The organism is Janthinobacterium sp. SUN033, from assembly GCF_030397595.1.
GTDB classification, from domain to species: domain Bacteria; phylum Pseudomonadota; class Gammaproteobacteria; order Burkholderiales; family Burkholderiaceae_D; genus Janthinobacterium; species Janthinobacterium kumbetense.
In genome coordinates, this window is record NZ_JAPQNV010000003.1 from 849,533 (window position 1) to 874,543 (window position 25,011).

Below are 25,011 nucleotides of genomic sequence, written 5' to 3' on the forward strand. Positions count from 1 at the left end.
GAGGTGGCTGAGAAGCGCAACCGTACTCAAGTACGGTGAGCATCGCAGGCCGCCTATACCGACGCGCAGTAGGTTTTGCGAGGCGTCATCACATTACAGCTTGATGAAGTGTTCGCGGTAGTACTTCAGCTCTTCGATCGACTCGAGGATATCGGCCAGCGCCGTGTGCTTCTGGTGCTTCTTGAAACCGGTGGCGATTTCCGGCTTCCAGCGCTTGCACAGCTCTTTCAATGTTGATACGTCAACATTACGATAGTGGAAGAACGCTTCCAGCTTCGGCATGCCGCGCACCATGAAGCGGCGGTCCTGGCCGATGGTGTTGCCGCACATGGGCGACTTGCCAGCTGGCACGTATTTCTTCAGGAACGCGATCAATTCCGCTTCCGCCTGCGCTTCCGTCACGGTCGACGCCTTGACCTTGTCGATCAGGCCCGAGCGGCCGTGCGTGCCCTTGTTCCATGCATCCATCTTGTTCAGGGTTTCATCCGATTGATGAATCACAAACACGGGGCCTTCGGCCAGCAGGTTCAAGTGCATGTCCGTCACCACCACCGCCACCTCGATGATGCGGTCGGTATCGGGCTCCAGGCCCGTCATTTCCATGTCGACCCAGACCAGATTCATCTCATTGGGACGTGCCGGAACAATCGGTGCGGGGGTGGATGCAGTTAAGTCGGTCGCTTGTGACATAATTCTCTCTTGGCCTAATCAAACTAAATAATCAGCCATTTTCTCACAGGCACAGAATGTATTCACTCGCGTTTTCGATTTTGTTTGTATCCGTCCTCGTTTTGACCCTGGCCGTGCGCTTCTGGCTCGCTTCGCGGCAGATTCGCCACGTGCTGGCCCACCGCGCCGCCGTGCCCGCCGAATTTGCGGAAAAGATCCCGCTGGCCGCGCACCAGAAGGCGGCCGACTACACGGTGGCGAAGACCAAGTTCGGCTTGCTGACCTTGCTGATCAACTATGCCGTGCTGATCGGTTTTACCTTGCTGGGCGGCCTGCAATGGCTGGCCCTGCACCTGAATGAATGGATGGGCTCTGGCTCGCCCATGCTGTACCAGATCGGCCTGATCGCCGCCTTTGCCGCCATTTCCGGCCTGATCGACCTGCCCTTCGATTATTACCGCCAGTTCGTGCTGGAGCAGCGCTTCGGCTTCAATACCATGGCGCGCAAGCTGTTCTTCACGGACATGCTCAAGGGCGTGGGCCTGGGCGCCGTCATCGGCCTGCCGCTGATCTGGGTCGTGCTGACCCTGATGGCCAAGTCGGGCGGCCTGTGGTGGCTGTACGCGTGGTTCGTCTGGAGCGGCTTCCAGTTGCTGATGATGGTGCTGTTTCCCACCGTCATCGCCCCCCTGTTCAACAAATTCACGCCGCTGGCCGACGAAGCGCTGAAAAGCCGCATCGAAGGCTTGATGCAGCGCGTCGGCTTCGCCTCGAAAGGCTTGTTCGTCATGGATGGCTCGAAGCGCAGCGCCCACGGCAATGCGTATTTCTCGGGCTTTGGCGCCAACAAGCGCATCGTTTTCTTCGATACCTTGCTGTCGCGCCTGGCGCCGCAGGAAATCGAAGCCGTGCTGGCGCATGAACTGGGCCACTTCAAGCTCAAGCACATCGTCAAGCGCATCGCCATGATATTCGTCATCTCGCTGGGCTTTTTGGCGCTGCTGGGCTTCCTGAAGACGCAGCCATGGTTTTACGCGGGCCTGGGCGTCGACCCGGTCGCCCTGGCCCTGACGGGCCAGCCGACGGATGCGCTGGCGCTGCTGCTGTTCATGCTGGCCTTGCCCGTCTTCACTTTCCTGCTGGGACCGTTGACCTCGCTCAGCTCGCGCAAGCATGAATTCGAAGCGGACGCCTTTGCCGCCACGCACACGCAGGCGGACGACCTGGTCTCGGCGCTCGTCAAAATGTATGAAGACAATGCGTCGACCCTGACGCCCGACCCGCTGCACTCGGCCTTCTACGATAGCCACCCGCCGGCCAGCGTGCGCATCCGCCACCTGAAAGGGGCTACGACATGAATACGCCATCGACTTCGCAAGACCTGGCCCAACTGTCCTGCACGCCGCGCCAGCAGGCGCTGGGCGACACGGACATTGCCACCCTGCACGCCCTGCTGCCGCAATGGAACTTGCAAAATGGCAAGCTGTGCCGCGACTTCGGCTTCAAGAATTACTACCAGACCCTGGCGTTCGTGAACGCCCTGGCCTATATGACCCATACGCAAGACCACCATCCGGAGCTCATCATTACTTACAAAACCTGCGCCGTGCGCTACGACACGCACTCGGTCAACCATGGCGCCGGCGGCCTGTCCGAAAACGACTTCATCTGCGCCGCCAAGGCCGACCTCATCTACCAGAGCAGCCAGGTGGCCCCATGAGCGAAAGCAAGTTGACGGGCATCATCATCGCCGCCCACGGCCGCCATTACCTGGCCGACGTGGACGGCGCCAAGCTGCAATGCGTAACGCGCGGCAAGAAAACCAATGTGGCCGTGGGCGACATCGTGCACCTGACGCGTACCTCCAACGACCAGGCCGTCATCGACCGCATCGAGGAACGCAAGACCCTGCTGTACCGCTCGGACCAGTACAAATCGAAGCTGCTGGCCGCCAACCTGACGCAGTTGTTCATCGTCGTGGCGACGGAACCGGGCTTTGCCGACGACCTGATCTCGCGCTCGCTGGTGGCGGCCGACGCGGCCGGCATCGAAGCGCGCATCATCCTCAACAAGACGGATGTGACCGCTTCGCTGGAGCGCGCCCGCGAACGCCTGCTGCCGTATTCATCGATGGGCTATCCCGTCGATGAAGTGTCGGCGCGCGCCGAACCGGAACACGCGGTGGCCACTCTGGCGCCCCTGCTGGCGGGGCAGTCGTCGATCCTCATCGGCCAGTCGGGCATGGGCAAGTCGTCATTGATCAACCTGCTGGTGCCGGACGCCGACATCGCCGTGCGCGAAATCTCGGCCGCGCTCGACACGGGCAAGCACACGACGACCTTTACGCGCCTGTACAAGCTCGACGAACTGGGCGCAAACAGCTCCATCATCGATTCTCCCGGCTTCCAGGAATTCGGCCTGTACCACTTGTCCGAGGGCATGCTGGAGCGGGCCTTCCGCGAATTCCAGCCCTACCTGGGCGGCTGCAAGTTCTATAACTGCCGCCACCTGATCGAGCCGCAGTGCGCCATCCTGCAAGCCTTATCTGAAGGCAAGATCGCCAAGATGCGCCATACCCTGTACGGCCAGCTGCTGCACGAATCGGCGCAAACGCTGTATTGAACGCGTCTGGCGTCCGTCGTCGAGGCGGGCGCCAAACCGATAAAAAGTTTACCACCACGAATTAAACAGAATTAAATTCTGCCGCAGAGCCTGCTTTCTCCCATTCATTCCAAAACCATCCGTCGCCTGATTTCGCGTTTCAGCGCCGGATTCCGGCGTTTCATCGCTTTGCGCTGGCATGGCACCCCTCCGCTTGCTACCTTGGCATTGTCCCCGCCAGCGAACCTGCTGGAGACAACATTGGTCTAACTCCAACCAGCATCTCGATCACAAGGTGAAATCATGAAAGCATCGTTCTCGCGTACCCTCGCCCTCGGTAGCGCCGCCCTCGTCCTCGGCCTGTCTTGCCTCAGCGCCAGTGCGCTGGAAATCGGCGAACAGGACAAGGTCCAGGTTTCCGGCAAGGTGTATAAACTGGCGCCGCAGGAATTCAGCCAGTACGGCAACAGCTACCAGCTCGACACGGGCGATACCTTGCTGCTGCGCCAGCAAGTCAACCGCTATTTCACGCAAATCAAGGGACAGCCCGAAGTGGAGCTGTTCGGCCGCGCACCGGGCGTCTTTGAAACGGCCAGCGGCACCCACATGGAATTTCGCAACGATGGCGACGTCATCGCCATTACCGGGCTGAACAATATTCCGGGCGCCGTCGCCAAGGCTGGCGAAACGGCCAGCACCGTGCACTTCGCCGGCCGCTAGCACAGGCGGCACGGTACAGCACGGCAAACGGCCGGCAAGCCGTGCCAGGCTGTCCACGTGCATCAGCCGGCAGGGGCTGGTGCACGCCCCGCCTGCTTTGCGCAGCCTGAAAGGGCGCGCGTAAAAAAATACTGTCGAGTCGACCAAACAACTGCATCCGATGCAGCTTACAATGCGATCCAATAAGGTGTCACTGGCCGCTGGCCAACACCATCGCCTTGCGGGAGATTTCGGATGGAAATGTTCGCACTCGAACATGACATTGCACAGTGGGAAGATACACTGCGGCCATTGCGCGCCCTGGAGCGCCTGCCCTTGCTGATGCTGCTGGCATGGCATTTGCGCCAGCGCAACTGTGCCCAGGCGCTGCATCATGCGGCCGAAGCGGCAGCCTTGCTGCCCCAGGCGCAGCTGCCGCCCCCCGCCCTGGCGCTCGCGCAGGCACGTTTGCAACTGGTGCAGGCGGAAGTGGCTTGGCTGCAAGGTGCGCTCGATGCGGCCGAAAGCCTGGCCATGGCGGCGCACGCCATCCTGTGCGCGCACGGCGACGGCGCCGCCTGCGCCGATGCCCACTGGCTGCTGTCCTCGATTGCCGTCGACCGGGGCGACCATGCCCGCTGCGATGCGGAACTGCTGGCCGCGGCCGAACAAGCGCGCGGCGCCGGCGATGCGATGCGCGCCAGCCTGGCCGACGCGGCCGCGGCGCGCTGGGCCGTGCTGCGCGATGCGCCAGCCGCACAGGCGCGCTGGGGCAGCCATTTCCAGGCCGACAGCGCCAGCGGCAAGCTGCCCGCGCCGCTGGCCGCCTGGGTGCATGACTTCCGCGGCTTGCTGGCGCACACCTCGCGCGACCTGGGCGCGGCCGCCGGCCACTACATGCAAAGCTACGAGACGGCGCTGGAAAGCGGCCAGCTGCGCGGCGCCATCACGGCCGCCATCAATATCGGCGACTGTTTCGCCAGCCTCAACGACAACGAATCGGCCCTGGAGTGGATGCAGTGCGCGCTGGACCTGGCGCGCCCCACCGGCTGGCCGCGCAGCATCGGCGCCTGCCAGACGCATACGGCCGAAACCATGCGCAAGCTGGGCCGCCTGGCCGCGGCCGAAGACTTGCTGCGCCAGGCGCTGCTCATCCTGGCGCCCGTGGCTGGCGCGCGCACCTATGCCAACGCCCTGTTCCACCTGGGCGAACTGAGCCTGGACAAGGGCGACTACGATACGGCGCTCGACGCCTTCAGCCGGCTGGCGCAACGCGCCGAAGCGCTGGGCCAGGCCGATTTCCGCAGCATGGCCCAGCGCGGCAGCGCCCACGCGCTGTCCTACCTGGACCGCCCGGACGAGGCGCTGCAGGCGGCCGAGCGGGCTTGCCAGCTGGCCGCCGCGCAGGGCGACGCCATGCACCAGGTGGCGGCGCTGCGCGTCTTGTCGATGTTGCATGCGCGCCATGAGTTGCCGCCGCCCGCAGACATGCTGGAACGCAATCCCGCCCTGCATTTCCTGCACCAGGCGCTGCAGGTAGCCGCCTCCATCGACGGCTATTCGCCGCCCGGCGAACTGCTCGATGCGCTTGCGCGCGAATACGCGCATGCGGGCGACTATGCGCGCGCCTACGATATCGCCCTCGATGCGGGCATGGCGCGCGAAAAAAGCCATACCCAGCAAGCGAGCAACCGCGCCACCGCCATGCAGGTCTACCACCAGACGGAACATGCGCGCTCGGAAGGCTATCACCACCGCGAACTGGCCGCTTCCGAAGCGCGGCGCGCCGAAGTGCTGCAGCAGACCAGCGACACCCTGGAAAGGCTGTCGGCCATCGGCCAGGAAATCACCACCCACCTCGACGCCAGCGCCGTGTTCCAGGTGCTCGACCGCCACGTGCATGCCTTGCTGCCAGTCAACACCTTCGCCGTCTACATGCTCGACGCCGCAGGCACGGCGCTGCGCCGCGCACATGGCATGGAAGCGGGCCGGCCCCTGTCCGACAACGCCATTCCACTGAGCAATCCCCGCGCCTACTCCGTGCGCTGCCTGCTGGGCCGGCGCGAAGTGTATATCGACCAGGTGCCGCCGCGCCGCCACGCCTACACGGTGCCCGGCACGCTGCATAACCAGAGCGTGCTGTACGTGCCGCTGATGGTGGGCGAGCGCGTGCTCGGCGTGATGACGGTGCAGGCGTGCCACGCCAACGCATACGGCGAACGCGAGCGGCTGATCTTCCGCACCCTGTGCGCGTATGGCGCCATCGCGCTCGACAACGCCAGCGCCTACCGGCAATTGCAAGATGCCCAGGCGCAACTGGTATCGCAGGAAAAACTGGCCGCCCTCGGTTCGCTGATGGCCGGCGTGGCGCATGAACTGAATACCCCGATCGGCAACAGTCTGTTGATCGCCAGCACCATGCAGCAAAAGACGGAAGACGTAGAGCGCCTGATGAACGGTCCCGGCCTGCGCCGCTCGGACCTGGCCGCCTTCATCGACGATGCGGGCAAGGCGTCGGCGCTGGTGATGCGCGGCTTGCGCAGCGCGGCCGACCTGGTCAACAGCTTCAAGCAGGTGGCCGTCGACCGCACCACCGAGCAGCGGCGCCGCTTTGACTTGCAACAAGTGAGCAATGAAATCATCGCCACCGTCATGAACCGCATCCGCAGTTCGGGCCACCGCATCGAAATGGAGATAGCCTTCGGCATCGCCATGGACAGCTATCCCGGCCCGTTCGGCCAGGTGATCACCAATCTGATCAACAATGCCCTGCTGCACGCCTTCGCCCCCGCGCCCAACGATGGCGGCGTCGGCACGGGCTGCATGCACCTGTCCGCCACGGCGGACGCGGCGCGCGTGCGGATCGTCTTCGAAGACAATGGCGGCGGCATCGCGGAGCAGCATTTGTCGCGCATCTTCGACCCCTTCTTTACTACCAAGCTGGGCCAGGGCGGCAGCGGCCTGGGTTTGTCGATCAGCTACAACATCGTCACGGCCCTGCTGGGCGGCACCATCCAGGTGGCCAGCAGCCCCGCCGGCACGCGCTTCACACTGGATTTGCCGCTGGTGGCGCCCCAGCTGGACGGCGCCGCGCCCGCCAGCATCTATTAATCCACCGCCCCGTTGCCCGGGCGCAGGCTTGCCTATACAAGTACGCGCCCGGGCAGTCTTTCCAATCTAAAAGCAAAACCCTTATAATTGAACGGCTGAAGTACTTGCCATTGCATTATTTTCAACTTGGCAAACCGCATCGTACCGCGCGACAGGCGTCGCGCTGGCACCGATCAACACAGCAGCGCGCCGGGCGAGGCAGTCATCAGACGAGATGTTGTACGCTGATGCAACCCGGCGGGAAAGGCACGCCGCCGGCGGCCTGCGCATCTTCAAGTGGTCATTATGTCGACAAAAAAACCGATCAAGCACTACCTCCAGTTCTCCGATTTCACGTTGGAAGAGTACGAATATGTGATCGAACGCGCCCATCTGATCAAGCGCAAGTTCAAGAACTACGAAATCTACCATCCACTGATCGACCGCACCCTGGTGATGGTCTTTGAAAAGAACTCGACCCGCACGCGCCTGTCGTTCGAAGCGGGCATGCACCAGCTGGGCGGCGCCGCCATCTACCTGAACACGCGCGATTCCCAGCTGGGCCGCGGCGAGCCGGTGGAAGACGCGGGCCAGGTCATGTCGCGCATGTGCGACATCATCATGGTGCGCACGTTCGGCCAGGAGATCATCGAGCGCTTCGCCGCCAATTCGCGCGTGCCCGTGATCAATGGCCTGACCAATGAACACCACCCGTGCCAGGTCTTTGCCGACATCTTCACCTACATCGAACACCGCGGCTCGATCGCCGGCAAGGTGGTCGCCTGGATCGGCGACGCCAACAACATGCTGTACTCGTGGCTGCAAGCGGCCGAAGTGTTCGGCTTCCATGTGAACGTGTCGACGCCGAAGGGCTACGACATTGACCTGGCGCAAGTCAAGACCGAGCGCTACACCTTCTTCGCCAATCCATCGGACGCCTGCGAAGGCGCGCACCTGGTCAACACGGACGTGTGGACCAGCATGGGTTACGAAGCGGAAAACGCGGCCCGCATCGCCGCCTTCGACGGCTGGATCGTCGATGGCGCGAAGATGGCCCGCGCCGCGCCCGACGCCCTGTTCATGCACTGCCTGCCCGCCCACCGCGGCGAGGAAGTGGCTGCCGAAGTGATCGACGGCCCGCAATCGGTGGTGTGGGACGAGGCGGAAAACCGCTTGCACGTGCAAAAAGCGCTGATCGAATACCTGTTACTCGGTAAAATCAACTAATTCGCCAGGCACTGCATAACTCCTGGCAGCATCGCAATACATACATCGACAACGACAACTGGAAGCAATATGAGCGACATTAAAAAAGTAGTCCTGGCCTATTCCGGCGGACTCGACACCTCCGTCATCCTGAAATGGCTGCAAGATAACTACCAGTGCGAAATCGTCACCTTCACGGCCGACCTGGGCCAGGGCGAAGAACTGGAACCGGCGCGCGCCAAGGCCATCAAGTTCGGCATCAAGCCGGAAAACATCCATATCGAAGATGTCCGCGAAGAATTCGTGCGCGATTTCGTCTTCCCGATGTTCCGCGCCAACACCGTGTATGAAGGCGAATACCTGCTGGGCACCTCGATCGCCCGTCCGCTGATCGCAAAGCGCCTGATCGAAATCGCCAACGCCACCGGCGCCGACGCCATCTCGCACGGCGCGACCGGCAAGGGCAACGACCAGGTGCGTTTCGAGCTGGGCGCCTACGCGCTGAAGCCAGGCGTGAAGATCATCGCCCCATGGCGCGAGTGGGATCTGCTGTCGCGCGAAAAACTGCTGAAGTACGCGGAAGACGCCGGCATCGAAATCGACATGAAGCACAAGAACGGCGGCGCGCCGTACTCGATGGATGCCAACTTGCTGCACATCAGCTTTGAAGGCCGCCACTTGGAAAACCCGAGCGCCGAAGCGGAAGAAACCATGTGGCGCTGGACCGTCAGCCCTGAAAAGGCGCCGGACGAAGCGGAATACCTGGACATCGAATACGAAAAAGGCGATATCGTCGCCATCAACGGCGTGCGCATGTCGCCTGCCACCGTGCTGGCCGAACTGAACAAAGTTGGCGGCAAGCATGGCGTGGGACGCCTGGACCTGGTGGAAAACCGCTACGTCGGCATGAAATCGCGCGGCTGCTATGAAACCCCGGGCGGCACTATCATGCTGAAAGCCCACCGCGCCATCGAATCGATCACGCTGGACCGCGAAGTTGCCCATCTGAAAGATGACCTGATGCCGCGCTACGCATCGATGATCTACAACGGCTACTGGTGGGCGCCCGAGCGCGTTGCCCTGCAAACCCTGATCGACCACACGCAGGAAACCGTGAACGGCTGGGTACGCATCAAGCTGTACAAGGGCAATGTGATCGTCGTGTCGCGCGATTCGAAGACGGATTCGCTGTTCGACATGAACATCGCCACCTTCGACGAAGACGGCGGCGCCTACAACCAGGCCGACGCCGGCGGCTTCATCAAGCTGAACGCCTTGCGCATGCGCATCGCCGCCATCGCCCGCGAAAAGCGCGGCCAGAAGTAATTAGTTACCGGGAGGCACTACCTCCCGCGCCCGCCAAAAGCCGCCTCCGGGCGGCTTTTTTACGTTTGAAACGCACTCGGCAGCGATTTACCGCCCCGCGCGTCCCCAGATCGCCCCCATTTTGCTGTCCTCATGGCAAAATGCTACAGTGCAATTGTGCTGACCTTCCCGCTTCCGGAGCCCTCCCATGTTCAAAGACCTGAGTATCAAGAATAAACTGTACCTGGGCTTCGGCTCCATCGTGGCCATCATCCTGATCTTGCTGGGCGTGGCCTACAACAGCTTTTCGCGGCTGTCGGAAGCCAATGCCTGGGACAGGCACACGATGGAAGTGCTGGTCGAGATCGACAAGATTCACAATTCCATCCTGCAAATCCAGGTGGAGGCGCGCGGCTTCATTCTGACCGGCAACGAAGCCTCGCTGACGCCGGAAACCGATGAAACAGGGGTGCTGAGCCAGCACACGCAAAAAGCCATCAGCATGACGGTGGACAACAAGATGCAATCGGAACGCTTCCGCAAGATCGACCAGCTGAGCAGCACCTGGGTCAAGGAGTGGATCACCCCCCTGATCGAGAAACGCCGCGCGCTGGGCAATGCGCCGGGCGCCACGGAAACGGTGGCGCGCCTGCTTCCGCCGGCCGGCTCGCCCGGCATCGTGCAGGCCAACAAGCTGCTCGACGAAGCCGCCGCCGAAGAAAACCGCTTGCTGGCCGAGCGTACGGCCACGTCAAGTCGCCTGCAGGAAACCATGCTGCTGACCTTGGCGCTGGGCGGCGTGCTGTGCGTGGTGCTGGCGCTGGGCATTTCCTTCGTCCTGGCCAAGGCCATCCTCGGCCCGCTGAACAGCCTGACGGACGCCGTCGGGCGCATCGCCGGCGGCGAGCAAGGCGCGCGCGCCGCCATCATCTCGCGCGACGAGCTGGGCAAGGTGACGGAAGAGTTCAACCGCATGGCGCAAACCATCCAGGACAACCAGGCCAATGAACTGGCCGCCACGAATAGCCTGCGGGCCAAGGTCGATTCCCTGCTGGAAGTGGTATCGAAGGCGGCCTCGGGCGACCTGACGGGCAAGGTCGGCATCACGGGCAACGACGCCATCGGCCAGCTGGGCAACGGCCTGGCGAAGATGTTTGAAAACCTGCGCAGCCTGCTCAACAATGTGCAAAAGGCCGGCATCCAGGTCACGACGTCCGCCACGGAAATCGCCGCCTCGGCGCGCCAGCAGGAAGCCACGGGCATTGAGCAAGCGCAAACCAGCGTGGAAATTCTCAGCACCACCAAGGAAATCTCGGCCAACACGAGCCAGTTGCTGAAAACCATGGAAGACGCCACCGCCGTGGCCGACTACACGACGAATGCCACGGCCGAAGCGCAAAACAACCTCAAGCGTATGGATTCGACCATGCAGCACATGGTCTCGGCCACCGATTCCATCAACGCCAAGCTGGCGGCCCTGTCGGAAAAAGCCAGCAATATCAACAGCGTGCTGATCACCATCACGAAAGTGGCCGACCAGACCAACATCCTGTCGCTGAACGCCGCCATCGAGGCGGAAAAAGCGGGCGAAGCGGGCCGCGGCTTTTCCGTCGTGGCGACGGAAATCCGCCGCCTGGCCGACCAGACGTCCGTCTCCACCTGGGATATCGAGCAAATGCTCAAGGAAATGCAGTCGGCCGTGTCCGCCAGCGTGATGGGCATGGATAAATTCTCGGAAGAAATTCGCCGCAGCGTGGGCGAAGTGCGGCAAGTGGCGGAACAATTGTCGTCCGTGATGGATCAGGTGCAAAAACTCACGCCGCAATTCGATGCCGTGCTGCAAGGCATGCAGTCGCAGGCGATCGGCGCGTCGCAAATTTCCGACACCATGATGCAGCTCAACGACGCCACGCAGCAAACGGTGGAATCGCTGAAGGCCACCAGCGAAGCGGTGCACCAGCTGCAATATGCGGCGGGCGACCTGCAGTCGAGCGTGTCGACCTTCGCCGTCACCATCTGATCCCATGAAAGTGCTGCTCTTTCACATCGGACGCGACCGCTATGGCCTGCCCCTGGCCGGCATCGTGCGCGTTCTGCCGTTGCTGGAGCTGAAACAGTTGCCGCTCACGCCAGACTACGTGGCCGGCCTGATGGACTTGCACGGCACGCCCGTGCCCGTGATCGACCTGTCGCGCCTGGCCGGGCTGCCTGCCGCCGCCGCGCAATTCGACACGCGCATCGTCATCGTCGACTACCGCGCGCCTGGCGGCGCCACGCATGCGCTGGGCTTGCTGGCCACGCAAGTGCGCGGCATCGCCGACATCGCGGCGGACAAGCTCGAGGATAGCGGCGTGGCGACGGCGCCCTTCCTGGGCCAGGTGGCCAGCGATGCCGACGGCATCGTGCAGCTGGTGGAACTCGAACACCTGCTGCCGCCGGACGTGCGCGCGCTGCTGTTTCAAGACGCGGGCGCGGCATGACGGCACAAGCCCTGCTGCGCCGCGCGACCGGCCTGTCCGTCTCCAAAGCCGTGGCCGAACGGGCCGTCGGCCAGCGCATGGAGCAAACGGGCTTCAGCGATAGCGAAGCCTATCTGCAAGCGCTCACGCCGGCCGAAATGACGCAATTGATCGAGCTGGTGGTGGTGCCGGAATCGTGGCTGTTCCGCGACCCGCAGGCGTTCTACGCCACCGTCGAACTGGTGCAGGAACGCTGGGCGCGGGGGCGCGCCACGCGCATCCTGTCGATCCCGTGCGCGGGCGGCGAGGAACCGTATTCGATGGCCATGGCGCTGCGCGACGGCGGTGTGCCAAAACAGGCGTTCAGCATCGACGCGTATGACCTGAGCCCCGGCTGCATCGAGCGGGCGCAGGCCGGCGTGTATGGCCGCAACGCCTTCCGCGCGCAGGACGTGGCCTTCCGCGAGCGCTATTTCACGCACGTGGCCGACGACGCCTACCGCATCATCGACTCCTTGCGCGAGCAAGTCACCTTCAGGCAGGGCAATCTGCTGCAATTCGACACCGCCACCTACAGCCGCCATTACGACGTCATCTTTTGCCGCAACCTCTTGATTTACTTCGACAAGCCGACCACGCGCGCGGCCATCCACAACCTGTCCGCCCTGCTGGCAGACGACGGCATGCTGCTGGCCGGCTATGCGGAAGTGCCGTCGTTCTGCCAGAACGGCTTTGCGCCGCTGCAGTTCCGCCAGGCCTTCGCCCTGAAGAAGGAAACGGCGGCGCCGGCCAGCCCCGTGCAGGTGGCGCCGCTGCCGGCCGCGCGCCCCCTGCGCAGCGTGCCGCCCGCGCCAAGGCGCGCCGCCGCAGCCGCCCCTGCCGCCGCGACAGCGCCGCGCACGCGCCCCGTGTCCGTGCCGTCGCCGGCGCCGGCCGCGCAAGCCGATTTGCTGGCCGAGGCGCGCCTGCTGGCCGACCGTGGCCAGTTGCGCGAAGCGGGCGAAAAATGCCACGCCCACCTGGCGCGCGTGCCCGAGGCGGCGGAAGCGTATTTCATGCTGGGCATCATCAATGAACTGGCCGGCAAGATGGACCTGGCCGACGATTACTGGCGCCGCTGCATCTACCTGCAGCCCGACCATTACGAGGCGCTGTGCCACCTGTCGCTGCTGGCCGAACGCAATGGCAACCACACGGCCGCCGCCACCCTGAAGGCGCGCGCGGCGCGCATCTACCAGCGCCGCCAGGCGTCCAACTAAGGGGCAAGCATGACCAACCTCATCGCCACCGAGTCCCCCGACGCCATCGACGACTGCTGGAACCATATCGGCGTGGTCGGCGACCAGAGCTGCCCCAGGCTGCCGGCCAACGTGCATTGCCGTAACTGCGACGTATATGCGGGCGCCGCCCAGCGCAACCTGCAGCGGCCCGTGGATGAACACTACCAGCGCGACTGGGCCAGCCACTTCCGCCAGATCGATGCGGGAGGCGAAGTGCGCGACAGCTCGGCGCTGGTATTTCGCATCGGCCGCGAATGGCTGGCGCTGCCCACGCGCGTGTTCGACTCCGTGGCGCCGCAGGCCAAGCCGCACGTGCTGCCGCACCGCGGCGGGCGCGGCCTGGCGGGCATCGTCAATATCGGCGGCAAGCTGTATCCGTGCATGTCGCTGGCACACTTGCTGGGCATCGACGAACAGGGCGCGCCAGCGGCGCGCGGCCGCCACACCTTTGCGCGCCTGCTGCTGATGCGCTGGGAAGAACAGGCTTACGCGCTGCCCGTGGCCGACCTGCACGGCATCGTGCGCTATGCGTCGAGCACCGTGCAAGCGCCGGCGGCCACCATCAACAAGGGCCTGTCGCGCTATCTGTCCGGCGTCATCACCGAGGGCGACATGCGCATCGGCTGCCTCGACACGGCGCTGATCGGCTTTCAACTTGCGAGACTATTACGATGAGCCAGGACCAGCACGGCGACCTGAGTGCCTTTTCCATGCTGGACCTGTTCCGCATGGAGGCGGACAGCCAGACCCAGATCCTCACCGACGGCTTGCTGGCCATGGAGCGCCATGCGGGCGATGCGGCCGCCGTCGAAGCGATGATGCGCGCGGCGCACTCGATCAAGGGCGCCGCCGCCATCGTCGGCCTGCAAGTGGTGGTGCAGCTGGCGCACGGCATGGAAGACAGCTTTGTCGCCGCCCAGCACGGCCGCCTGAAACTCACGCCGGAGCGGGTCGACGTGCTGCTGTCGGGCGTCGACCTGATCGTGCAGCTGTCGCGCCTGGACGACGCGGGCGCCGAAGCGTGGCTGGCCGCCAATGCGGCGCAGATCGACCAGACCCTGAACGCCATCGCCGGCATCGCCGACCTGCCCGAATTGCCGGCCCTGCCCCCGGCGTCGGCGCCCGTGCCAGCGCCGGCAGCGGCGGCGCCACAGGCTCCCGTAGCCAGCGGCCTGGCGGGAGAGGACGCGGAAGCGGAAGCGGCAGAAGCTGCCGCGCCCGCGCCGCGTACAGGTGCGGCACCGGCCAAGGCCCAGGCGCAGAATTTCGACAAGCTGCTGTCGCTGGCCAGCGAATCGCGCATCAATGCGCACCAGATGCACCCGTTCATCGGTGCCTTGCAGCGCTTCAAGCGCAACCAGAGCAGCCTGTTTTCCGCCATCGAGCACCTGCACGAAGCCATTGCCCGCTCGGGCGACGCGGGCCTGATGGAAAAATCCCTGCTGGCGCTGCAAAAGACGCAGCCCCTGAAGCAATTCATGCTCGAGCACATCGCCGACATCGAAACCTATGAGCGGCGCCTGCTGGCCGTCTCGCAAGGCATGGTCGATGAAGTGCTGGCGCTGCGTATGCGCCCTTTCCGCGACGGCATCCACGCCTTCCCGCGCATGGTGCGCGACCTGGCGCGCAGCCTGGGCAAGGAAGTGCAGCTGGAAATCGAAGGCGAAGACACCCTGGTCGACCGCGACATCCTGGCGAAGATCGAAAGCCCGCTGAACCACATGCTGCGCAATGCCATCGACCATGGCATGGAAGGCCCGTACGAGCGCATCGACGCGGGCAAGGAAGCGCTGGGCACGATACGCATGGAAGCGCGCCACCGCGCCGGCATGCTGAGCATCGAAATCAGCGACGACGGGCGCGGTGTCGACCTGGAAAAGATCCGCCAGTCCGTCATCGAGCGCAAGATGGCCAGCCCCGCCATGGCCGCCGCGCTGTCGCCGGGCGAGCTGCTGGAATTCCTGTTCCTGCCCGCCTTCAGCCTGAAGGCGACGGCCAATCAATTGTCCGGACGCGGCGTGGGCCTGGACATCGTGCACGAGACGATACGCCAGCAAAACGGCACCGTGCGCCTGGAATCGGAGCCGGGCCGGGGTTTCCGCGCCCTCATCACCCTGCCGCTGACGCAATCGATCGTGCGCGCGCTGGTGATCGACATCCAGGGCGAAGCCTACGCCATCCCCATCGTCAAGGTGGAAAGCGTGGTGCGCGTGCCGCAGGCGGCCATCCATACCCTGGAAAACAAGCAGTTCTTCGAACTCAAGGGCGAGCATCTGGGCCTGGTCTCGGCGGCGCAGGTGCTGGAACTGGGCGAAGCGGCGAACCAGGCCGAGGACTTGCCGGTGGTGGTGATCGGGCGCGGCAAGCAAAGCTATGCCCTGGTGGTCGACGCCATCCGCGGCGAGCAAAGCCTGGCGGTGCAGGCCATCGACCCCATTTTCGGCAAGATGCGCGACATTTCCGCCGCCGCCCTGCTCGATGACGGCGAGCCGGTGCTGATCCTCGACGTGCCCGACCTGCTGCTGTCGATCGACAAGCTGCTGCACGAAGGCGGCCTGCACCAGCTGGCGCAGGCGGGCCACGCGCAGCAGCGCCGCGCCAAGCGCATCCTCGTCGTCGACGACTCGCTGACGGTGCGCGAAATGGAGCGCAAGCTGCTGCTGGCGCGCGGCTTCGAAGTCGACGTGGCCATCGACGGCATCGACGGCTGGAACGTCGTGCGCAGCGGCGAGTACGACCTGGTGATCACCGACGTCGACATGCCGCGCATGGACGGCATCGAGCTGGTTTCGCTGATCAAGAAGGACCTGCACCTGCACAAGCTGCCGGTGATGATCGTCTCGTACAAGGACCGCCCGGAAGACCGCGCACGCGGCCTGTCCGCCGGCGCCGACTATTATCTGACCAAAGGCAGCTTCCACGACGAGACCTTGCTCGACGCGGTGGCCGACCTGATAGGAGATGCCCGCTTATGAGTTGTACTTCATGAAAATTGCCATTGCCAACGATGTCGCCATGGCCGCCGAGGCCCTGCGCCGGGTGGTCGCCAGCACGCAGGAACACCAGGTGCTGTGGATCGCCCGCACGGGGCTCGAAGCCGTGCGCATGTGCGAAGGCAACCGTCCCGACCTGATCCTGATGGACCTGAACATGCCGGAAATGGATGGCGTCGAGGCGACGCGCCTGATCATGGAGCAAAGCCCGTGCGCCATCCTGGTGGTCACGGGACGCCCGCAAGACAATGTCAACCAGGTCTTCCGCGCGCTGGGCGCGGGCGCGCTCGACGTCACGGCCACGCCCGTGCTGCAGGGGGAAGTGGGGGGCGACAGCGAGCTGCTGGCCAAGATCAAGACCATCGGCAAGCTGATACGCCACAGCGCCGAACCTGCGCCGCCGCGCCAGGCGAACGGCAATGGCGGCGAACGGGGCGACGGCCAGGTATCGACCCTGGTGGCCATCGGCGCCTCGACGGGCGGCCCCTCGGCCGTGGCCAAGGTGCTGTCCGGCTGGACGGCGCCGCCCGGCTGCGCCATCGTCGTGGTGCAGCACATCGATGAAACCTTCGCCTCGCACTTCGCCAAATGGCTCGACGACCAGCTCAGCATGCCCGTGCGCGTGATCGCCGACGGCGACGAACTGGTGTCCGGTACGGTACTGATCGCCAAGACCAATGATCACCTGCTGCTAGATCAAAATTATCGTTTGGGTTACGATGCAGCACCGCGCGAGTATGTTTACCGCCCGTCCGTCGATGTCTTCTTCAACTGCGTGGCGCAGCACTGGCGCGGCGACGCCATCGGTGTATTGCTCACAGGCATGGGGCGCGACGGCGGCGATGGCTTGCTGGCCATGCGCCGCGCCGGCAAGACGACGATTGCGCAAGACCAAGCCAGCAGCGCCGTGTACGGCATGCCGCGCGCGGCAGCCGAACTCGATGCGGCGCAGCACATCCTGCCCCTGGATAGAATAGGCGCCAGCCTGCGCAGCCGCCTGGGCGCCAAGCTCAACAATGGGTGGGAGCCCTCCCCCAACATCTGAAAAGAATGCAATGCCAGAATTCTCCTCCAGTTTCACCCAGCATGAGCCCGCATTGACCGAATTCAAGGTCAGCGTGCTGCTGGTGGACGACCAGTTGATCATTGCCGAGGCAGTGCGGCGCATGCTCAGCGACCAGCAGGATATCGAATTTCATTACGTGACCGACGCCACGCAGGCGCTGGACACAGCGCTGCGCTTGCAACCGACCGTCATCCTGCAAGACCTGGTGATGCCGGGCATCGACGGCTTCGCCCTGATCCAGCTGTACCGCGAAAACGCGGCGCTGGCGCACGTGCCGGTGATCGTGATGTCGGCCAAGGATGACCCGAAACTGAAGGCGCACAGCTTTTCCGTCGGCGCCAACGATTACGTGGTGAAACTGCCGGACCGCCTGGAGCTGCTGGCGCGCATACGCTACCATTCCAACGCGCACATCAGCCGCCTGCAGCGCGACCAGGCTTTTCGTTTCCTGCGAGAAAGTCAAAAGAACCTGGCCGACGCCAATATTGAATTACAGAAACTCGCCGCCCTCGATGGCTTGACGGGCATCGCCAACCGCCGCCGCTTCGATGAAACCCTGGAATTCGAATGGCAGCGGGGCCAGCGCGACAAGACGCCGTTGAGCTTGCTGTTTTGCGATATCGACCATTTTAAAAGCTATAACGACCACTTCGGCCACCTGGCGGGCGACCTGGGCCTGAAAAAAGTCGCCGCCGTGCTGACGGAACATTTGAAGCGCCCGGCCGACCTGGCCGCCCGCTACGGCGGCGAAGAGTTCGCCCTGATCCTGCCGGAAACGGAAGCGGCCGGCGCGTTGCTGATCGCCGAAGCGTGCCGGCGCCACCTGGAAGGCTTGCAGATCGAGAATCCGGCGGCAAGCACGGGCATCGTCACCATCTCGATCGGCGTGGCCACCATCGTGCCTTCGCCGGACTCGACGGTCGAGCAATTGATCAACCGCGCCGACCAGGCCCTGTACGCGGCCAAGCGCGGCGGACGCAACAGCGTGCTGAGCGCCGCTGACGTCCAGGACTGATTTTTAACAGCAAGGAAAGTGAAGCATGAGCACACAACTGGACAATGTCAGCGTCGTCAAGAAGTCGAATATCTACTTTGACGGCAAATGCGTCTCGCACAACGTCATCCTGGCCGACGGCACGAAGAAAAGCGTGGGCGTGATTTTCCCATCATCGTTGCGCTTCAACACGGGCGCGCCGGAAATCATGGAAATCGTCGGCGGCCTGTGCAAGGTACGCCTGGCCGACGCGACGGAGTGGAACAGCTATGGCGCGGGCCAGGAATTCAAGGTGCCGGGCAATAGCTATTTTGATATTGAAACTGTCGAAACCGTAGATTACGTCTGCCACTTCGGCTGATCCATGCAGAAAAAACGTCCATGGCTGTGTTGCACTGCCTTGCCCTGAACATTTTTTCAAGCGCGGATTGACTATTTAGATAAACACAGGCTCGGGCGACAGGCGCACGCCATATTTCGCCTCTACATCATCCTGTATCGCTGCCGCCAGCCGGGTAATGTCCGCGCCACGAGCGCCGCCATTATTCACCAGAACCAGCGCCTGCTTGGGATACACTCCCGCGGGCCCCAGGTTTTTCCCCTTCCAGCCGCACTGATCGATCAGCCACCCTGCCGCCAGCTTTTCCGTGCCATCGGGCTGCGCATGGTGTACCAAGGTGGGGAAACGTTCCAACAAGGCAAGACATTGCTCCCGTGACACCACGGGATTCTTGAAGAAGCTGCCCGCATTACCTATGACGGCCGGATCCGGCAATTTTCGCCGGCGGATCGCCATCACCGTGTCGGCCACCTGTTGGGGGGTCGGCTCGGCAATATTGCGTTCGGCCACGGCCTGCGCCAGTTCCGCATAGCGCAAGTTCGGCTGCCACTCGGCCGGCAAGGCAAACGTGACTTCCAGCACGATCAGTTCGCGGCCGTCCGCCTGTTTGAAGATGCTGTCGCGGTAAGCGAAACGGCAGGCATCGCGGTCCATGTCGAAGACGATGCCGCTGCCACTGTGCATGACGCTCACGCTGTGCAGATAATCCTTGATTTCAACGCCATACGCGCCAATATTCTGGATAGGCGCCGCGCCCACCGTGCCGGGAATCAGGGACAGGTTTTCCAGCCCGCCCACGCCTTGCGCCAGGGTCCACTGCACGAAATCGTGCCAGTTTTCGCCGGCCGCGGCGGTGACGAGTATCGTCTCGAAATCCGCCTGCGCCAGGCGCATGCCGCGCGTGGCCATGTGCAGCACGGCGCCGGGAAAGTCGCCCGTCAGTACGATGTTGCTGCCGCCGCCCAGTATCAGGCGCGGCATGGCGGACAGGGCGGGATCTTGCAGTGCGGCTTGCAATTCGGCCTGCGAGGTGATGCGAACGTAGGCGGCCGCATTGGCCGCGATGCCGAAGGTATTCAGGCGCTGGAGGGAGTAATTGTGTTCGATGGTGAGCTCTGCAGACATGGGATCGGGAAATTTTGCTCGATTATAGAGCGAAAGCGACAAAAAACCACCTCAGGACAAGGGCGACTTGCCCGTTGTCCGTTAAAATGTCGCATCTTTAACAGGGCCGTCCCATGGCGCAGAATCAGCCGCCAAGGCCCAGCGCGCCGAGCGTGCGCTCGCTTTAACAAGAAAAGGAACAGACCATGCCGTCATTTGATGTAGTCTCCGAAGCCGATATGATCGAAGTCAAGAATGCAGTCGAGCAATCCAACAAGGAAATCACGACCCGCTTCGACTTCAAGGGCAGCGACGCCCGCGTCGAACACAAGGAAAACGAGTTGACCGCGTTCGCGGACTCGGAATTCCAGCTCAGCCAGGTGCGCGACGTGCTGACCAACAAATTGACCAAACGCAAGGTCGATGTGCGCTTCCTCGACGAAGGCGACATCAAGAAGATCGGCGGCGACAAGGTCAAGCAGATCATCAAGATCAAGAATGGCATCGAATCGGATGATGCCAAGAAAATCGTGCGCGTCATCAAGGACAGCAAGATGAAAGTGCAAGCGAGCATCCAGGGCGAAGCCGTGCGCGTCACGGGCGCCAAGCGCGACGACCTGCAGGCGGCCATGGCCATGCTGCGCAAGGATGTGCCCGACATGCCGCTGGAATTTAACAATTTCCGCGATTAATTTCGATGATGCGCACGCTGCGGCCTGCGCTTGCACCGGCATGGCGGCAAGCTGCCTCGGAGCGCCTGCGCGCTTGGGGTAGAATTGAAGCTGCGCACAGCTACATGCGCCCGCGCGCCTGACCGGCGGCGGGCTTGACCGTACATCTGGCTCAGTGATAACCACGGTAGTCTAAGGATAGCAATGAAACGTGTTGATGATTTCCGCCTGCGATTTGGCAAAAAAGAATATGTGCCCATCATGATAGGCGGAATGGGTGTGGATATTTCCACGTCGGAGCTGGCCCTGGAAGCGGCCCGGCTGAACGGTATCGGGCATATCTCCGATGCCATGGTGGAAGACGTGTCGGATCGCCGTTTCGACACCACCTTCGTCAAAGACAAGACGAAACTGTACAAGTTCAACATCAATAACAGCGACAAGGCCGTGGTGCAGTTCGACCTGGGCCGCCTGGCGGAAGCGCAGCGCCTGCATATCGGCCGCACCATGGAAGCGAAAAAAGGCGATGGCTTGATCTTCGTCAATTGCATGGAAAAGCTGACGATGAACGGCCCCCGCGAAACCTTGCGCGTGCGACTCAATGCGGCGCTGGACGCGGGCATCGACGGCATCACCCTGTCGGCCGGCTTGCACTTCGGTTCGTTCGCCTTGATGGCCGACCATCCGCGTTTCCGTGATGCCAAGCTGGGCATCATCGTCTCGTCCGTGCGCGCCTTGCAGATTTTCCTGCGCAAGAACGCCAAGCTGGACCGTTTGCCCGACTTCATCATCGTCGAGGGCCCCCTGGCCGGCGGCCATCTGGGCTTCGGCATGGACTGGGCCAATTACGACCTGCACACGATCACGGCGGAACTGCTGGCCTACCTGAAGGCCGAACAGCTGGACATCCCGCTGATCGCCGCTGGCGGCATCTTCACGGGCAGCGATGCCGTTTCCTTCCTGGAAGCGGGCGCCGCTGGCGTGCAAGTGGCGACGCGCTTTACCGTCACAAAGGAATGCGGCTTGCCAAACAAGGTCAAGCAGGAATACTACAAGGCCTCGGAAGAAGACATCATCGTCAATGGCGTTTCGCCGACCGGTTACCCGATGCGCATGCTGAAGAACACGCCCGCCATCGGCGCCGGCATCCGTCCAGGCTGCGAATCGTATGGCTACCTGCTCGACGCGACGGGCAACTGCGCGTACATCAACTCGTACAACCGCGAAGTCGCTGCCCATCCGGAGCAAAAAACCGTCGTCGTGATGGACAAGACTTGCCTGTGCACCCACATGCGCAACTTCAACTGCTGGACCTGCGGCCACTACACGTACCGCCTGAAGGACACCACGCATAAGCTCGACAACGGCGAGTACCAGATCCTGACGGCCGAACACGTCTTCAAGGATTACCAGTTCAGCGTCGACAACCAGATCGCCCTGCCGGAAAAAGAAATCCTGGTAGCAAGCTGAATCTTGCCAGCGTGAAATAAAAATGGCGCAGCCTGCGAAGGCTGCGCCATTTTTTTATGCGGGGAACATGTCCCGCAAGGCCCGTTCGATCACGTCAAAGCTGGGCCGCTGCAATGCTTCTTCCTGCAGGCAATCTTCCATCATGACGTGCAGGGCCGGCAAAGGCGTCGCACAATGCGCGATCAGTTCGCCCAGCAGCACGCCAAAGGCGCGCGCCTCTATGCCCTGCAACACGTCCCCGTGCGACGAGCCCGGCGCAAACATGGACGCCGCACCAAAGTCGCCCAGCAGGCAGGCGCCGGCATCCGCATGCAGGATATTGTGGGCATACAGGTCGCCGTGCACGATACCGTGTGCATGCAACTGCCGCACGGCCGAGGCGATGCCATGGGCAATGGCCAGCGCTTGCGGAAAATCAAAGCGCGCGCCATCGGCATACACGTCGCGCGTACACGATTCCAGGCTCGGCGGTCCGGCCAGGTTGCGGAAGGCCGCGTCAACGAGCGGCATGACGAGTCCCAACGCTCCCTGTGGATGTGCATCGAGCGTCCCGAGGATGGGAATCAGGCCCGGATGGGCACCGGCGCCGACACAGGCGGCCATCTCGCTGCGCGGCAAGCCATCGCTGGTCATGGCCCCCTTGAACACTTTGACGGCAACCTCATCGGCGCCATCCAGGCGGGCACGGTAAATCACGCCCGACGCCCCCTCGCCCAACTGCTGCGCCAATACCAGGCGCTGCCACGCCACGCCCGCCGCGGCTGAACCGGCCAGGGCCGCCAGTTCCCGCGCTTCCGTGAAGGGATTGCCCGCATACGCGAGCCAGCCCAGCCGTGGCAGGGACAGCAGACAGTCGGGCAGCGCCGTGAAACGGTTGGCGGCGATGCGCACCAGTTCCAGCCGGCGGCAGTTCGCCAACGAAGCGGGCAAGCTGTCCAGGCAATTTCCCGCCAGCATGAGTTTCTGCAATTGTCCGCACTTGCCCAGCTCCTCCGGCAAGGCTTCGATGGCATTGTCGGTCAGGGTCAGCCAGCGCAGCCTGGATGGCAAGGCTGCGGCCGGCACGTGGCGTATCCGGTTCGCCTTGAAACCGATCATTTCCAGCGCAGGACAGGAACCGAGCACGGCCGGCAAGCTGGTGAACAGGTTGTCCGAGCAAAAAATGATGCGCAGCTTGTGCAGGCGTGGCAAATCGTCGGGAAGCGTGGAGAGCGCATTGCCGGACAGGTCGAGGATTTCCAGGCTGTCGGCGAGGTCGAAGATTTCGCGAGGGAATGCCGTCAAGCCGCAGGACAGCGTCAGACGGCGCAGGCCGGCCAGTTGGCCAGCGCGTAATTGCTCCAGTGTATGCATAGCAGACAAGATATTCCTTTCAAGGTAGCACGCGATCGATGCCATGCATAAAATCATTGGACGTAAAAAAACCCCAACCGGATCACCGGAAGGGGTTTTTTTGAATAACAAGCCTGACGATAACCTACTTTCACACTGGTTGCAGCACTATCATCGGCGCAAAGTTGTTTCACGGTCCTGTTCGGGATGGGAAGGGGTGGGACCAACTTGCTATGGTCATCAGGCATAACTTGTACTGGCGTTTGTCCTCGATGGAGCGACAAAGCCTGAATCTGGAAGAAGCAAAGATTGGGTAATGAATAGTAGTATCAACACACACGCAACGTTGTACCGTCTTATCCTCTGTACCTGCTAAGGTTATAGGGACAAGCCGTACGGGCAATTAGTACTGGTTAGCTTAATGCATTACTGCACTTCCACACCCAGCCTATCAACGTCCTGGTCTCGAACGACCCTTCAAAGAGCTCAAGGCTCTGGGAAATCTCATCTCAAGGCAAGTTTCCCGCTTAGATGCTTTCAGCGGTTATCTCTTCCGAACTTAGCTACCCGGCAATGCCACTGGCGTGACAACCGGTACACCAGAGGTTCGTCCACTCCGGTCCTCTCGTACTAGGAGCAGCCCCCTTCAAATTTCCAACGCCCACGGCAGATAGGGACCAAACTGTCTCACGACGTTTTAAACCCAGCTCACGTACCACTTTAAATGGCGAACAGCCATACCCTTGGGACCGGCTACAGCCCCAGGATGTGATGAGCCGACATCGAGGTGCCAAACTCCCCCGTCGATATGAACTCTTGGGAGGAATCAGCCTGTTATCCCCAGAGTACCTTTTATCCGTTGAGCGATGGCCCTTCCATACAGAACCACCGGATCACTATGTCCTACTTTCGTACCTGCTCGACTTGTCAGTCTCGCAGTTAAGCACGCTTATGCCATTGCACTATCAACACGATGTCCGACCGTATCTAGCGTACCTTCGAACTCCTCCGTTACACTTTAGGAGGAGACCGCCCCAGTCAAACTGCCTACCATGCACTGTCCCCGATCCGGATAACGGACCAAGGTTAGAACCTCAAACAAACCAGGGTGGTATTTCAAGGTTGGCTCCACGAGAACTAGCGTCCCCGCTTCAAAGCCTCCCACCTATCCTACACAGATTGGTTCAAAGTCCAATGCAAAGCTACAGTAAAGGTTCATGGGGTCTTTCCGTCTAGCCGCGGGTAGATTGCATCATCACAAACATTTCAACTTCGCTGAGTCTCGGGAGGAGACAGTGTGGCCATCGTTACGCCATTCGTGCAGGTCGGAACTTACCCGACAAGGAATTTCGCTACCTTAGGACCGTTATAGTTACGGCCGCCGTTTACTGGGACTTCAATCAAGAGCTTGCACCCCATCATTTAATCTTCCAGCACCGGGCAGGCGTCACACCCTATACGTCCACTTTCGTGTTTGCAGAGTGCTGTGTTTTTATTAAACAGTCGCAGCCACCAGTTTATTGCAACCCTTTCACCCTCATGGAGTAAACCAATCAAGCTACCGGGGCGTACCTTTTCCCGAAGTTACGGTACCAATTTGCCGAGTTCCTTCTCCCGAGTTCTCTCAAGCGCCTTAGAATACTCATCTCGCCCACCTGTGTCGGTTTGCGGTACGGTCTCGTATGACTGAAGCTTAGAGGCTTTTCTTGGAACCACTTCCGATTGCTTCGTG

General features: G+C 62.4%; 20 protein-coding genes and 2 rRNA genes. 17 read left to right on the forward strand and 5 right to left on the reverse strand.

The window, feature by feature from the left end:
• Positions 1-93 precede the first annotated feature (93 nt).
• Positions 94-690, reverse strand: coding sequence for an oligoribonuclease (gene orn, locus OX460_RS16985; protein WP_289899341.1), 597 nt, complete (start codon positions 688-690; stop codon positions 94-96).
• Positions 691-746: 56 nt separating this feature from the next.
• Between orn and OX460_RS16990 the strand changes: the two genes are divergently transcribed.
• The 15 genes from OX460_RS16990 to OX460_RS17060 all read left to right on the forward strand — a co-directional run bounded on the left by OX460_RS16990 (position 747) and on the right by OX460_RS17060 (position 18,723).
• Positions 747-2,027, forward strand: a complete 1,281-nt coding sequence (locus tag OX460_RS16990; protein ID WP_289899342.1) for a M48 family metallopeptidase — start codon at positions 747-749, stop codon at positions 2,025-2,027.
• Positions 2,024-2,389 carry a 4a-hydroxytetrahydrobiopterin dehydratase gene (locus OX460_RS16995; protein ID WP_289899343.1) on the forward strand — a complete coding sequence of 122 codons (366 nt, stop codon included), beginning with the start codon at positions 2,024-2,026 and terminating at the stop codon, positions 2,387-2,389. Before OX460_RS16990 ends, OX460_RS16995 begins: the two co-directional genes overlap by 4 nt.
• Positions 2,386-3,291, forward strand: a complete 906-nt coding sequence (gene rsgA / locus OX460_RS17000) for a ribosome small subunit-dependent GTPase A (RefSeq protein ID WP_289899344.1) — start codon at positions 2,386-2,388, stop codon at positions 3,289-3,291. The genes OX460_RS16995 and rsgA overlap by 4 nt, the downstream gene beginning before the upstream one ends.
• 282 nt (positions 3,292-3,573) lie before the next feature.
• Positions 3,574-3,990: a hypothetical protein gene (locus OX460_RS17005; protein ID WP_099665017.1), complete on the forward strand. Its 417-nt coding sequence runs from the start codon at positions 3,574-3,576 to the stop codon at positions 3,988-3,990.
• Between the two features lie 240 nt (positions 3,991-4,230).
• Positions 4,231-7,080, forward strand: coding sequence for an ATP-binding protein (locus OX460_RS17010; RefSeq protein WP_289899345.1), 2,850 nt, complete (start codon positions 4,231-4,233; stop codon positions 7,078-7,080).
• A 285-nt stretch (positions 7,081-7,365) separates the two neighbouring features.
• Positions 7,366-8,286 carry an ornithine carbamoyltransferase gene (gene argF / locus OX460_RS17015; RefSeq protein WP_077401165.1) on the forward strand — a complete coding sequence of 307 codons (921 nt, stop codon included), beginning with the start codon at positions 7,366-7,368 and terminating at the stop codon, positions 8,284-8,286.
• A gap of 69 nt (positions 8,287-8,355) precedes the next feature.
• Entirely contained in the window at positions 8,356-9,591 is a 1,236-nt protein-coding gene (locus tag OX460_RS17020) for an argininosuccinate synthase (protein ID WP_034759383.1), read from the forward strand.
• Between the two features lie 187 nt (positions 9,592-9,778).
• A complete protein-coding gene (locus OX460_RS17025) occupies positions 9,779-11,590 on the forward strand; it encodes a methyl-accepting chemotaxis protein (RefSeq protein ID WP_289899346.1) in 1,812 nt (603 codons plus the stop codon).
• 4 nt (positions 11,591-11,594) lie between these two features.
• On the forward strand, positions 11,595-12,050 hold the full coding sequence (locus OX460_RS17030; protein WP_099665020.1) for a chemotaxis protein CheW: 456 nt from the start codon (positions 11,595-11,597) through the stop codon (positions 12,048-12,050).
• Entirely contained in the window at positions 12,047-13,288 is a 1,242-nt protein-coding gene (locus tag OX460_RS17035) for a protein-glutamate O-methyltransferase CheR (protein ID WP_289899347.1), read from the forward strand. The genes OX460_RS17030 and OX460_RS17035 overlap by 4 nt, the downstream gene beginning before the upstream one ends.
• 9 nt (positions 13,289-13,297) lie before the next feature.
• A complete protein-coding gene (locus OX460_RS17040) occupies positions 13,298-13,984 on the forward strand; it encodes a chemotaxis protein CheW (protein WP_099665022.1) in 687 nt (228 codons plus the stop codon).
• A complete protein-coding gene (locus OX460_RS17045; protein WP_289899348.1) occupies positions 13,981-16,284 on the forward strand; it encodes a hybrid sensor histidine kinase/response regulator in 2,304 nt (767 codons plus the stop codon). Before OX460_RS17040 ends, OX460_RS17045 begins: the two co-directional genes overlap by 4 nt.
• Positions 16,285-16,294: 10 nt before the next feature.
• Positions 16,295-17,347, forward strand: a complete 1,053-nt coding sequence (cheB, locus tag OX460_RS17050; protein ID WP_289899349.1) for a chemotaxis-specific protein-glutamate methyltransferase CheB — start codon at positions 16,295-16,297, stop codon at positions 17,345-17,347.
• Between the two features lie 10 nt (positions 17,348-17,357).
• Positions 17,358-18,383: a diguanylate cyclase gene (locus OX460_RS17055; protein WP_289899350.1), complete on the forward strand. Its 1,026-nt coding sequence runs from the start codon at positions 17,358-17,360 to the stop codon at positions 18,381-18,383.
• Between the two features lie 25 nt (positions 18,384-18,408).
• Positions 18,409-18,723 (forward strand): pyrimidine/purine nucleoside phosphorylase, encoded by a 315-nt coding sequence (locus OX460_RS17060; RefSeq protein ID WP_289899351.1) that lies wholly within the window; start codon positions 18,409-18,411, stop codon positions 18,721-18,723.
• A gap of 75 nt (positions 18,724-18,798) precedes the next feature.
• On the opposite strand, the gene murB is transcribed toward OX460_RS17060, so the two are convergent.
• Entirely contained in the window at positions 18,799-19,827 is a 1,029-nt protein-coding gene (gene murB / locus OX460_RS17065) for a UDP-N-acetylmuramate dehydrogenase (protein WP_289899352.1), read from the reverse strand.
• Between the two features lie 185 nt (positions 19,828-20,012).
• Here murB and OX460_RS17070 point away from each other — a divergent pair, with 185 nt between their 5' ends.
• Together OX460_RS17070 and OX460_RS17075 are read left to right on the forward strand one after the other, a co-directional pair.
• The gene (locus OX460_RS17070; protein ID WP_034759416.1) at positions 20,013-20,498 is read left to right on the forward strand and encodes a YajQ family cyclic di-GMP-binding protein; all 486 of its coding nucleotides are present in this window, start codon (positions 20,013-20,015) and stop codon (positions 20,496-20,498) included.
• A gap of 183 nt (positions 20,499-20,681) precedes the next feature.
• Positions 20,682-21,947 carry a nitronate monooxygenase gene (locus OX460_RS17075; RefSeq protein WP_070277935.1) on the forward strand — a complete coding sequence of 422 codons (1,266 nt, stop codon included), beginning with the start codon at positions 20,682-20,684 and terminating at the stop codon, positions 21,945-21,947.
• A 54-nt stretch (positions 21,948-22,001) separates the two neighbouring features.
• Here OX460_RS17075 and OX460_RS17080 read toward each other — a convergent pair whose 3' ends face one another.
• The 3 genes from OX460_RS17080 to OX460_RS17090 all read right to left on the reverse strand — a co-directional run.
• Complete coding sequence (locus OX460_RS17080) at positions 22,002-23,300, reverse strand: leucine-rich repeat-containing protein kinase family protein (protein ID WP_289899379.1); 1,299 nt, start codon at positions 23,298-23,300, stop codon at positions 22,002-22,004.
• Positions 23,301-23,411: 111 nt separating this feature from the next.
• Positions 23,412-23,524: ribosomal RNA gene (rrf, locus tag OX460_RS17085) — 5S ribosomal RNA — on the reverse strand.
• Positions 23,525-23,661: 137 nt separating this feature from the next.
• Positions 23,662-25,011: ribosomal RNA gene (locus OX460_RS17090) — 23S ribosomal RNA — on the reverse strand; the annotation flags it as partial.

Excerpts from the sequence above, each read along its gene's own strand:
- OX460_RS17005 (WP_099665017.1), top strand. The coding sequence starts at position 3,574 with ATGAAAGCATCGTTCTCGCGTACCCTCGCCCTCGGTAGCGCCGCCCTC.
- murB (WP_289899352.1), bottom strand. The coding sequence starts at position 19,827 with ATGTCTGCAGAGCTCACCATCGAACACAATTACTCCCTCCAGCGCCTG.
- OX460_RS17035 (WP_289899347.1), top strand. The coding sequence starts at position 12,047 with ATGACGGCACAAGCCCTGCTGCGCCGCGCGACCGGCCTGTCCGTCTCC.
- argF (WP_077401165.1), top strand. The coding sequence starts at position 7,366 with ATGTCGACAAAAAAACCGATCAAGCACTACCTCCAGTTCTCCGATTTC.
- OX460_RS17070 (WP_034759416.1), top strand. The coding sequence starts at position 20,013 with ATGCCGTCATTTGATGTAGTCTCCGAAGCCGATATGATCGAAGTCAAG.
- OX460_RS17010 (WP_289899345.1), top strand. The coding sequence starts at position 4,231 with ATGTTCGCACTCGAACATGACATTGCACAGTGGGAAGATACACTGCGG.
- OX460_RS17060 (WP_289899351.1), top strand. The coding sequence starts at position 18,409 with ATGAGCACACAACTGGACAATGTCAGCGTCGTCAAGAAGTCGAATATC.
- OX460_RS16990 (WP_289899342.1), top strand. The coding sequence starts at position 747 with ATGTATTCACTCGCGTTTTCGATTTTGTTTGTATCCGTCCTCGTTTTG.
- OX460_RS17025 (WP_289899346.1), top strand. The coding sequence starts at position 9,779 with ATGTTCAAAGACCTGAGTATCAAGAATAAACTGTACCTGGGCTTCGGC.
- rsgA (WP_289899344.1), top strand. The coding sequence starts at position 2,386 with ATGAGCGAAAGCAAGTTGACGGGCATCATCATCGCCGCCCACGGCCGC.
- OX460_RS17045 (WP_289899348.1), top strand. The coding sequence starts at position 13,981 with ATGAGCCAGGACCAGCACGGCGACCTGAGTGCCTTTTCCATGCTGGAC.
- OX460_RS17030 (WP_099665020.1), top strand. The coding sequence starts at position 11,595 with ATGAAAGTGCTGCTCTTTCACATCGGACGCGACCGCTATGGCCTGCCC.
- OX460_RS17055 (WP_289899350.1), top strand. The coding sequence starts at position 17,358 with ATGCCAGAATTCTCCTCCAGTTTCACCCAGCATGAGCCCGCATTGACC.
- orn (WP_289899341.1), bottom strand. The coding sequence starts at position 690 with ATGTCACAAGCGACCGACTTAACTGCATCCACCCCCGCACCGATTGTT.
- OX460_RS17075 (WP_070277935.1), top strand. The coding sequence starts at position 20,682 with ATGAAACGTGTTGATGATTTCCGCCTGCGATTTGGCAAAAAAGAATAT.
- OX460_RS17040 (WP_099665022.1), top strand. The coding sequence starts at position 13,298 with ATGACCAACCTCATCGCCACCGAGTCCCCCGACGCCATCGACGACTGC.
- cheB (WP_289899349.1), top strand. The coding sequence starts at position 16,295 with ATGAAAATTGCCATTGCCAACGATGTCGCCATGGCCGCCGAGGCCCTG.
- OX460_RS17080 (WP_289899379.1), bottom strand. The coding sequence starts at position 23,300 with ATGCATACACTGGAGCAATTACGCGCTGGCCAACTGGCCGGCCTGCGC.
- OX460_RS17020 (WP_034759383.1), top strand. The coding sequence starts at position 8,356 with ATGAGCGACATTAAAAAAGTAGTCCTGGCCTATTCCGGCGGACTCGAC.
- OX460_RS16995 (WP_289899343.1), top strand. The coding sequence starts at position 2,024 with ATGAATACGCCATCGACTTCGCAAGACCTGGCCCAACTGTCCTGCACG.